This is a genomic window from Amycolatopsis pittospori (assembly GCF_013870525.1).
In the GTDB taxonomy this organism is placed as follows: domain Bacteria; phylum Actinomycetota; class Actinomycetes; order Mycobacteriales; family Pseudonocardiaceae; genus Amycolatopsis; species Amycolatopsis pittospori.
This window is the reverse complement of sequence record NZ_JACBXD010000083.1, coordinates 23,367-32,966: the sequence shown is the minus strand read 5'-3', so window position 1 is coordinate 32,966 and position 9,600 is coordinate 23,367. Positions and strand designations below refer to the sequence as shown.

Annotated in this window: 10 protein-coding genes; 2 read left to right on the top strand and 8 right to left on the bottom strand. The window is 69.9% G+C overall.

The window, feature by feature from the left end; genetic code table 11:
* Positions 1 to 108 precede the first annotated feature (108 nt).
* Positions 109 to 1,788 carry a M14 family zinc carboxypeptidase gene (locus H5J31_RS32330; protein WP_181776465.1) on the top strand — a complete coding sequence of 560 codons (1,680 nt, stop codon included), beginning with the start codon at positions 109 to 111 and terminating at the stop codon, positions 1,786 to 1,788.
* Here the strand turns inward: H5J31_RS32330 and H5J31_RS32325 are convergent, their stop codons facing one another.
* The 3 genes from H5J31_RS32325 to H5J31_RS32315 form a co-directional block, all read right to left on the bottom strand.
* Positions 1,789 to 2,526 (bottom strand): GNAT family protein, encoded by a 738-nt coding sequence (locus tag H5J31_RS32325; RefSeq protein WP_181776464.1) that lies wholly within the window; start codon positions 2,524 to 2,526, stop codon positions 1,789 to 1,791.
* Positions 2,527 to 2,580: 54 nt separating this feature from the next.
* On the bottom strand, positions 2,581 to 3,675 hold the full coding sequence (locus H5J31_RS32320; protein ID WP_181776463.1) for a glycosyltransferase family 4 protein: 1,095 nt from the start codon (positions 3,673 to 3,675) through the stop codon (positions 2,581 to 2,583).
* Between the two features lie 96 nt (positions 3,676 to 3,771).
* The gene (locus tag H5J31_RS32315) at positions 3,772 to 4,560 is read right to left on the bottom strand and encodes an inositol monophosphatase family protein (RefSeq protein WP_181776462.1); all 789 of its coding nucleotides are present in this window, start codon (positions 4,558 to 4,560) and stop codon (positions 3,772 to 3,774) included.
* Positions 4,561 to 4,577: 17 nt separating this feature from the next.
* Here H5J31_RS32315 and H5J31_RS32310 point away from each other — a divergent pair, with 17 nt between their 5' ends.
* The gene (locus tag H5J31_RS32310) at positions 4,578 to 5,273 is read left to right on the top strand and encodes a creatininase family protein (protein WP_328701673.1); all 696 of its coding nucleotides are present in this window, start codon (positions 4,578 to 4,580) and stop codon (positions 5,271 to 5,273) included.
* A gap of 396 nt (positions 5,274 to 5,669) precedes the next feature.
* Here H5J31_RS32310 and ribA read toward each other — a convergent pair whose 3' ends face one another.
* From ribA to H5J31_RS32285, 5 genes are read right to left on the bottom strand one after another with little or no spacing between them, the layout of a single operon-like run.
* The gene (gene ribA, locus H5J31_RS32305; protein WP_181776460.1) at positions 5,670 to 6,284 is read right to left on the bottom strand and encodes a GTP cyclohydrolase II; all 615 of its coding nucleotides are present in this window, start codon (positions 6,282 to 6,284) and stop codon (positions 5,670 to 5,672) included.
* Complete coding sequence (locus H5J31_RS32300; protein ID WP_181776459.1) at positions 6,281 to 7,306, bottom strand: lysylphosphatidylglycerol synthase transmembrane domain-containing protein; 1,026 nt, start codon at positions 7,304 to 7,306, stop codon at positions 6,281 to 6,283. The genes ribA and H5J31_RS32300 overlap by 4 nt, the downstream gene beginning before the upstream one ends.
* Positions 7,303 to 8,139 (bottom strand): class I SAM-dependent methyltransferase, encoded by an 837-nt coding sequence (locus H5J31_RS32295; protein ID WP_181776458.1) that lies wholly within the window; start codon positions 8,137 to 8,139, stop codon positions 7,303 to 7,305. Before H5J31_RS32295 ends, H5J31_RS32300 begins: the two co-directional genes overlap by 4 nt.
* Entirely contained in the window at positions 8,136 to 9,203 is a 1,068-nt protein-coding gene (locus H5J31_RS32290; protein WP_181776457.1) for a glycosyltransferase family 4 protein, read from the bottom strand. The genes H5J31_RS32295 and H5J31_RS32290 overlap by 4 nt, the downstream gene beginning before the upstream one ends.
* A complete protein-coding gene (locus H5J31_RS32285; protein ID WP_181776456.1) occupies positions 9,200 to 9,598 on the bottom strand; it encodes a 6-pyruvoyl trahydropterin synthase family protein in 399 nt (132 codons plus the stop codon). Before H5J31_RS32285 ends, H5J31_RS32290 begins: the two co-directional genes overlap by 4 nt.
* Positions 9,599 to 9,600: the final 2 nt, after the last annotated feature.

Genomic DNA, 9,600 nt, shown 5'->3' with positions numbered 1-9,600 from the left:
CCACTCACGAGCCCCAAAGGCCACCCGAAAGCCGGTCCGTTTCGCCCCTGTCGCGGCAAGGGGTGCTCCCTAGCGTCGTCGGGGTACCGACCACAGAGGGGATCACCCATGCCCGACACCGAGGCCACACGGCATTTCGTCACCGTCTCCGTCGCCGATCGCGCGGGACTCCGCCTGCTCGCCCGGCGCGGGCTCGACCTGTTCCCCTCGACGGCCAGGGAGACCGCCGAGGGCGCGGCTGTCGACGGTTACCTCGCCGACGCCGAGATCACCGCTCTCGTCGACAGCGGCCACGACGTCGTGGTCCATCCCGACGTCGAAACCGCGCCGCTGGAGATCGCGGCCGAAGGCGACGAGCCGCGTTCACTCGACGCCGGACCCGAAACCGCGGTGCCGCCGGGATATCAGGCGTCGTACCAGTTCGAGCGGTACATCCGGGACATCGCGCAGGCTTTGCCGGAGGTCATGTCCCGGGTCCAGCTGCCCGAACCGTCGGTGCAGGGCAAGACGATCTCCGCGCTGCGCATCCGCGGCGGCACCCGCGCCGACCGGCCGGGCGTGCTCCTGCTGGCCGGGGTGCACGCGCGTGAGCTGATCAACCCCGAACTGCTGTACAACTGGATCTTCCGGGTGTCCTACGCCCTGTCCTCGCAGACGCCGGTGTACTACCCCGCCGGCACCTACGAGTACGGCACGGTCAAGCTGCTGGCCGACAACCTGGACATCTTCGTCGTCCCGGTGGTCAACCCGGACGGTCACGACATCGTCCTGTCCGCGGAGAACCTGCGGATGTGGCGCGGGAACAGCCGTCGCGTGGACCTCAACCGCAACTACGACTTCCTCTTCGACAGCGGGATCGGCACGAGTCCCGACCCGGCGAGCGACGTCTACCGCGGGCCGCACGCGTTCTCCGAGCCGGAGACCCGCAACGTCCGCTGGCTGCTGGACGCCTTCCCGCACATCACGGCCGTGCTGGATCTGCATTCCTACAGCGAGCTGATCCTCTACCCGTGGGGTGACGACGACAACCAGACCACCGATCCCGCGCAGAACTTCCGGGTGCCGAATCCGGATCGCGGGGTGCCGAACGACGGGCGTTACCGCGAATACATCCCGGCAGGGGACCTGAACTGGTTCCTCCGCACCGGAAACCGGATGCGGGAGGTCATCGCGAAGCAGCATGGACGCGCGTACGCCGTCCAGCAGAGTGTCGGGCTGTACCCGACGACGGGGACCGTCGACGACTACGCCTTCTCGCGGCATTTCGTGAACCCTGGGCTGCGCAACGTCCGGACGTTCTGCATCGAGACCGGCAAACCGCCGGTGGGCGGCGACGTCCTCGGTGCCTTCCAGCCGCCGTACGCCGAAGCCCGCAAGGTGATCGAGGAAGTCGGCCCCGCGGTGCTGGAGTTCCTGCTGGAGGTCTACTGCCCCACCGGTCCGGACGCCTTGCTGCTGCGGGAGGCCGACGAAGTCCTCGCCCGGCACATCGGCGAATCGCGGGAACTGTACGAGGGGCTGGTTTCGCACGGCCCGAGCATCCTGCGAGCCCTGGGCGAAGACCCGCGTATGCGCGTGAAGGCGACCATGGCTTTGAAGCGCCTCACGGACGCCGGCCGGCTGGAGCACGATCCAGTGCTCGAAAGCGACGTCGTCGCGAAGCTGGCCGAAGCGGCGACGGCGATCAGTGAGGCTGTCCCGGAAGCGCAATCGCTGCTGAAGGCGTTCGTCACGCTCATCGAACGCGCTTCCGGGCAGCGCCTCAGCACGCTGGAAGCTCGTGAGTGATCAGAAGGGGTGCTCCATCCAGACGTTCGCCTCGACGTAGACCCCGCAATCCCGCTCGACGTTCGCGTGCACCGGCGCGATACCGCCGGGGATCACGTTGTCGCCGTCGGCGAGTTTGACACCGGTCCAGTCGTGCCAATCGGCGATGGAGCCCGAGATCGTCACGGCGAACGGGCAGATCTTGATCATCCGCGCGCCGAGCCGTTCGTGGGTACGCAGCCAGCGGTCCGCGAACAGCCCGTCGTCGCGGCGGCGGACGGCGTACTCCTCCATCGGGACGTCCGGCTCGTCCTCCTTGCCGATCGGGCGCACCGAGACGATCAGCCGCTTCAGCCCGGTCTCGGCGGCGCGCGCCTTGAGCGCCTTCAGCATCGGCGCCGACAGGCCGGTGCCGCGCAGATGCGGGGCCACGACGACTTCGAGTGCGCACAGCGTGTCCGGCGCGCGGCCGTCCATGAGGTCCTGGGCGGCCCACTGGATCGCCTCGTCCCAGCCGTGTTCGGGCAGTTCGCCGCGATCGTCGGCGGGGTAGGTCAGCGGGACCGACAACGTCCGGGCGATCGGCACGCCGTCGTCGTCGAGCGCGATCAGGAAGTACCGGGACCAGTGCCGCAGGAACCGTTCCGGGGTGATCATCTTGCCGCTGAAACCCCGGTAGATGAACTCACCGCCGACGTCACCGAGATTCAGCGCGGGTTCGAGGAGATCCGGACGGGACGCAAGATCGACGATTCGCATGCCGCTCAGTCAACCGAGCCGGGATGCGGCCCGATAGCTGCTTCCGGGCGATGATCAAGCCAGCTGACGCGGCGCGGCCTGCAGCCGGGAAAGGACGTCGGTGAGCCTGCCCGCGGCGACGTCCCACTCTTCGAGGACGCTGCTGCGCGCGAGCGCCGAGGTCCGCAGGGAATGCCGGAGTTCGGCGTCGAGCGACCATCTCAGCAGCGCCGTCGCGAGCGCCGACGGATTGTTGGGCGGCACCAGCATGCCGGGCACACCGCCGCCGGGCGCTTCGCCGAGCGCGTCGTGCGTGCCCGCGGTTTCGGTCGCCACCACGGGGATCCCGCGTGCCAGCGCCTCGGCGACGACCAGCCCGGAGGTGCCGCCCCGCGACGGGAGGACGAGCAGATCCGCGCCGTCGTAGACCAGGTCGAGGTCCTCCGGTGGCTGGATGAGGCTGATCCGGGAGCCGAGCCCGAGCCGCTCGACCGTCCAGCGCAGTTCGTCGACGTAGGCGGGATCCTGGTGCATCGACCCGGCGAACACGCATTTGAACGCCAGTTCGTCGATCGTGGACAGGGCGTGGATCAGCACGTCCTGGCCGTAGCGCGCGGTCATCGGCGCGAGGCACAGCAGCCGGGAGACGCCGTCCGCGCCGGCCGCGAGCGGTGCCGCGTCCGTCCCCGGTGTGGCGACGTAGACACGGGTCGGGTCGAGGTCGTGCCGGTCGATCAGGTGCCGCGCGAGCCACGGCCCGGTGGCGACGATCATCCCGGCCAGCCGCAGCGTTTCCCGTTCGCACGCGTCGAGTTCGGCGGCCTGCGCCGGATCGAGCGCGGGGTCGTCCGCGAGCGGCTGGTGGACCAGCACGGCCAGCCGTAGCCGCCGCGCGTGCGGGACGACGATCTCCGGCACCCCGCAGGCGACCGTACCGTCGATCAGCACGACGGTGCCGTCGGGCAGCGCGGTGAGCGAACGGGCCAGCCGCGACCGCGACAACGGACCCGGCATCGGCCATTCGCCGGCGATCGGCAGTTCCAGCAGCGGGAGGCCGGTCGCCGGGAGGTTCTGGCACATCCGGCGGTCGTACTCGCCGCTGGTGTCCTCGATGTCACCTGGGAGGACGAAGACGACCGGTTCGGTCACGCGGACATTCGAGGTGAACACGGTTTACCTCCAGATGCGGACGACGAACCGGCGGGGCGCCTACTAGGGGACACGGATGCGGGGCCCGAACGGTTCACACCTGACGGGAATCGAGTTTCAACCGTTTACCCGGGCGATCGCGGCGACGATCTCGTCACGCACTCCCGCGCCGACCGCGATGGTGGCCGCCGAGTCCACCGTATGGTCGCCGCCGTCGGCGTCGACGACCATTCCCCCGGCCTCCCGGACCAGCAGCACGCCGGCCATCGTGTCCCACGGTTTGTTGGCGAGGATGATGCTCGCGTCGAGTTTGCCGTCCGCGACCCAGGCCAGGTCGATGGCCGCGGACCCGAGGAACCGGACCCGCTGCACCCGGCCGCCGAGTTCGGCCAGCAACGCCATCCGGACCTGGTTCTTGACCTCCGCGCCCTCGCCGACCGCGAAGTCGCCGATGCTTACGATCGCGTCGGAAAGTTCGGTCGCCTTCGAGGCCGCGAGACGCTCTTCGCCCGCGTACGCGCCCTGGCCTTCGACAGCGGTGTACGTGACGTCGAGGAACGGCAGCGAGATCGCCGCGACCGTGCTCTTCTTACCGTCGACGAGACCGAGCGAGACGCCGCACAGCGGGATGCCGCGCGCGAAGTTGGCCGTGCCGTCGACCGGGTCGAGCGCCCACCACAGATCCTTGTCGCCCTCGTGCCCGCGCTCCTCGCCGAGGATCCCGATCTCCGGCGTCTCCCGCGACAGGAACTCGCGGACGGCGTCCTCGACGGCGAGGTCGACGTCGGTCACCATGTCACGATCACCTTTGGCGGCAACGGAAAACGACGTCATCGAGCGGATGATCCCGGTCGCCTTGGCGACGGCTTCGCCGGCGACGGACAACAATGCGGCGTGGTCGGTCATGGGGTTACCGTAGCCCGGTGAACCTGTTCCCGACGGCCACGACGGCCGACGAGCGCACCCGGGCCGCCGACGTCGCGGTGCTGCCGATCGGCAGTTTCGAACAGCACGGCGCGTACCTTCCGCTCGCCACCGACGCGGTGATCGCGACGACGATCGCCGACGCCCTCGCCGCCGCGTACCCGATCCTGCGACTGCCGCCGATCACCATCGCGTGCTCGCACGAACACGCGGACTGGCCGGGCACGGTCAGCATCTCGGCCGCGACGCTGTACGCCGTGGTGAACGACGTCGCCGCGTCGCTGCACCGGTCCGGGGTGTCCAAACTGGTGCTGGTGAACGCGCACGGCGGCAACTACGTACTGTCCAATGTGGTCCAGGAGGCCACCTCGCCGATGGCGCTGTTCCCCGGCGTCGAAGCCTGGCAAGCCGCGCATTCCGCGGCAGGGCTGGAAACCTCGCTGGACAGCGACATGCACGCGGGTGAACTCGAGACTTCCCTGTTGCTGCACGCGCATCCTTCTCTGGTGCGGCCCGGTTTCGAGGAGGCCGACCACCTGGCGGACGACCGGCGGCACCTGCTGACGCTGGGATTACGGCCGTACTCGGAGTCCGGTGTCGTGGGGCGGCCTTCGCTGGGCACGGCGGAGAAGGGACGGCTCGTGCTCGAGTCGCTCGTGGAGAGTTTCGGGGAGACCTTGGCCGCGTTGTCGTGACTTGGCACCTGGCCTCGCGGAAGACGTTGCGGTTATTGAGGGTAAGTCCAAGGTGTCGTGCCTCAGTCGAGGCTGCGGCCCGGGCGCACTCGCGTGCCTGAAGACGGATCTCGCGTGCTCGGACGCCGTACATCCGAGTGCGGTAGCCAGGCACGCGAGTCACGTCTCCGAGCACCCGAGATCCGGGCTCAAGCACGCGAGTCCCGCCTTCGCGCCCAGGCACCCCGGGTGAACGGCCCGCCCGCCCCTCCACCTACCTGCCCTGGGTGTTGCGAAAGTGGCTTTCGCAACACCACCCTCCCCGGCACCGCACTGGGCCGAGCGGGTCGTGAGTGGCGATTCGGGTTAGAACCCTCATCGCCACTCACGACCCCCACCACCGCGGGAGGTGGAGTCTCACGAACCGGCCGAGGTGACCGAGTCCAGATGCGGCAGGAAGTGGTGCATCCGCTCCTGTTTGGTCCGCAGGTACCGCAGGTTCTCGTCGTTCGGCATGACCAGCAGCGGCACCCGCTCGCTGATCCGCAGGCCGTGGAGTTTCAGCTGGTCGACCTTGGTCGGGTTGTTGGACAGCAGCCGCACCGACCGGACGCCCAGGTCCTTCAGGATCGCCGCCGCCGCGCGGTAGTCCCGCGCGTCGACGGGCAGCCCGAGCGCGATGTTCGCCTCGACGGTGTCGAGCCCTTCGTCCTGTAGCCGCATCGCCTTCAGCTTCGCGAGCAGGCCGATGCCGCGCCCTTCGTGGCCCTGTGCGTACACGAGGACCCCGGCGCCCTCCTCGACGATCGCGCGCAGCGCGGCGGCCAGCTGGTCGCCGCATTCGCAGTGCATCGAGCTGAACACGTCGCCGGTCAGGCATTCCGAATGCACCCGCGCCAGCGTGCCGAAGCCCGCGACGTCGCCGTGGACCAGCGCCATCTGCTCGGTGCCGTCGGCGTCCAAATACCCGTAAGCGGTGAAAACGCCGTACTGGGTAGGCAATCTGGTCTCCACGACCCTTTCGACGGTCATCGCGGTTCTCCTATCTGTGCGGGTGTCCTGACGACGCGGGCCGCGGTGCGCGGTGCGGCGGGCGTGTCGCTGCGGCGAGTGTTGAAGGTCTTGAAGAAGCCTGCGGCCGAGCGGGTGAGCAGTACGCCCGCTCCCGGCAGGCCGGCGACGAGCGCGAGCACGCCGTAGACGACGGCCACGGTCACGCCTTGCGCCGAGCCGAGCCCGGCCGCGCCGAACAGCAGCGCGCAGACGCCTTCCCGCGGTCCCCAGCCGCCGATGTTCAGCGGCAGGCCCATCGCGAGCAGGGCGAGGATCATCAACGGCAGCAGTTCCCCGACCGGCGCGGTGACCCCGGCCGCCCGCGCGGCGACGACGAACAGGGCGAGGTGCCCGGCCAGGGTCGCCACCGAAAGCAGGCTCACGCCGGGCCAGGTCTCCTTGGTCAGCAGGCCCATCCGAAGATCGGCCAAGGTGATCGCGAAGCCGCGGCGCCACTTCGATCCACTGTGGATCCACCGTTTCCCGGCGGTCATACCGGTGACGACGGCCGCGAGGGTCAGCACGACGACCACCAGCCCGGCGATCATCACGACCTTGTCGATCGGCGGCGGCACCACGGAAGGGATGCCGATCACGACGGCGACCGAAGCGCCGATCAGCACGATCTGCCCGGCCGTGCGCTCCAGCACCACGGCGCGGACGCCGCGTGGGACGTTCCCGGATTCGCGGCCGTGCTGCACCGCGCGGTCGACGTCGCCGAGCACTCCGGCCGGCAGGACGCTGTTGAGGAACAGCGCGCGGTAGTACTCGGCGACGGCGCCCGGCAACGTCAGGTCGAGGCTCAGCCGTCGCGCGACCAGGCACCAGCGCCAGGCGCTGAACACCGTGGTGGCCAGGCCGATCCCGAGCGCGGCGGCGACCCCGGCGGCGTCGACCTCGCGCAGTCCGTCCACGAAGGCCTGGGTGCCCAGTTGCCGGACGAGCACGGCGAGGATGGCGAGCGCACCGAGGATCTTCAGCCAGGGCCAGAAGCGCTTCACGCCGCCACCGGACCTTCCGGCGGCAGGACCAGCAGGTCCTCGTGCTGGATCACGGCGTTCAGTTCCCCCGCCGCGCATTGCGCCAGCCGCCACTGCAGGTAGGCGTCGGCGTCGGGGACGAGCTCCGGCCGCTGGTCGCAGGCGGCGCCGACCCAGCCGGTGAGCCATTCCGCGGTCAGCGCGGCCTGGTCGGCGCCGAGCCGCCAGGGGCTGGACGCGCGCCGCACGGTGGCGCCGAGCCGTTCGAAGACGCCGAACGCGACGTCCACCGCGTCCGGGCCGAGCAGCCACCGGCCGTCGGTCACGCGACGCTGGTGCGCGTTGAAGGCGTCGGAGATCTCGACGTCGAACTTGTCCTTCGGCGACAGCACGACCCGTCCCGAAACGCTCAACGTGAGCAGGACCGCGCAGCCCGCCTCGACGCAGGCCTCCGCCAGCCTGGTCATCTCCTCGGCGGTGAGCAGATCGAGCAGCGCCGACGCCGCCACGAGCGACGTCCCGGCGAGGTCGGCCGCGCGCAGGTCGGTGATGTCACGCTCTTCGGTGACGACGGTGACCTCGCTTCCGTCCAAAGCGTGATCCGGCCGGCTGGTGCGCGCCAGCGCGTGGGTAAGCAGGTCGCGATCGCGGTCGTGCAGGATCCAGCGCTGGCGGCCGGGCAGCCGCCGGGCCAGCCAGCGGCCGAGCGATCCGGTGCCGCAGCCGAGGTCTCGGATGACGACGTCGTCCTGGGTCCGCAGGAACGCACGCACCGGTTCGAGCAACTCGGTCGCACGGGCCGAGGCATCGGCGTCCTCGCGTAACTGCAGCCAGCTGGGGGCGTACTTGGTCATGCCGCCGTCCTTTCCTTCAGCAGTACGGCGGCGACGCCGCGGGCTGTCGCGTCCCAGCCGGTCAGCGTCTCGCGGCGAAGGCGAGCGGAGGCGCGAAGCCGGTCACGGAGTTCGGGTTCGGTGAGCCAGCGGCGAAGGGCCGCGGCCAGCGCGCTGACGTCATCTCCCGGGACGAGCATCCCGGGCACGCTGCCGTCGGGCGCCTGGCCGAGCGTGTCCGGTAGGGCGTCGACAGCGGTCGCCAGCACGGGAACGCCGTGAGCGAGCGCTTCGGTGACGACCATGCCGTACGTCTCGGCGCGCGAAGGGAGCACGAGGAGGTCCGCGGCTGCGTACGTCGCTTCGAGCGCTTCACCGGTACGCGGTCCCGTAAGCGTGAAGCGGTCGCCGAGTGTGTGTCGCCGCAGACGCTCGACGTAGCGCGTCTCGCGACGGATCGCGCCGACGCACTCGCAGATCCACGGAAGGTCCGAAAGGGACTTCAACGCATCCGCGAGCAGGCCCTGTCCCTTGCGCGGAGTCACGTTGGCGACACAGACCAGGTGCGTCCCGTTCAGACTCCCGGGGGCGACGTCGGCCTTGTCGACGCCGGGCGGCACCACGTGGACGCGGTGCGGGTCGAGCCCGTGATGCTCGATCAGCCGCCGCGCCGCCCAGTCACTGGTCGCGAGCACGGCGTCGACCGCCCTGAGTGTCTCCCGCTCCAGACCGTCCAGTTCGGTGGCGAGCGACGGCGACAGTCCCGTCTCGTCGGCCAACGGCAGGTGCACCAGCACCGCGATCGACAGCCGCTGTGCCGCGGGCACGATCACCTCGGGCACGCCACAGGCCACGAGCCCGTCGAGCAGGACCGCCGAACCGGTGGGCAGTTCGGCGAGTTTCCGCCCGAGGACCTTGCGTGCCTCGGTGTCGGGCCGCGGCCAGTTCCCGCGAACGGCGATTTCGTGGACCTCCACGCCCGTCGCGGTGAGCCCGTCGCACAACCGCCGGTCGTAGACGTTGCCGCCGCTCGGCGCGCTCAGGTCGTCGATGTCGTTGGGCAGGACGACATGGAGGCCGTTCACAGCGCACGCTCGTAACTCGCCCACGCGACGTGGGATTCGTGCAACGCGACGGTGATGCCTTCGAGGCCGCGAGCCCCTTCGCCGAGCGCTCCCGCATGGACACGGTCCGCGAGCCTGTCGGCGATGACCTTGGCCAGGAACTCGGTCGAGGTGTTGATCCCGGCGAACTCGGGCACGTCGTCGAGGTTGCGGTAGTTCAAGTCGGCGAGCACCGCTTTGAGCTCTTCGGTCGCCTTGCCGATGTCGACGACGATGTTGTCGCTGTCGAGTTCGGACCGGCGGAACGTCGCATCCACCACGAAGGTCGCGCCGTGCAGTTTCTGCGCGGGTCCGAAGACCTCGCCGCGGAAGCTGTGAGCCACCATGACGTGGTCGCGGACGGTGATACTGAACAACG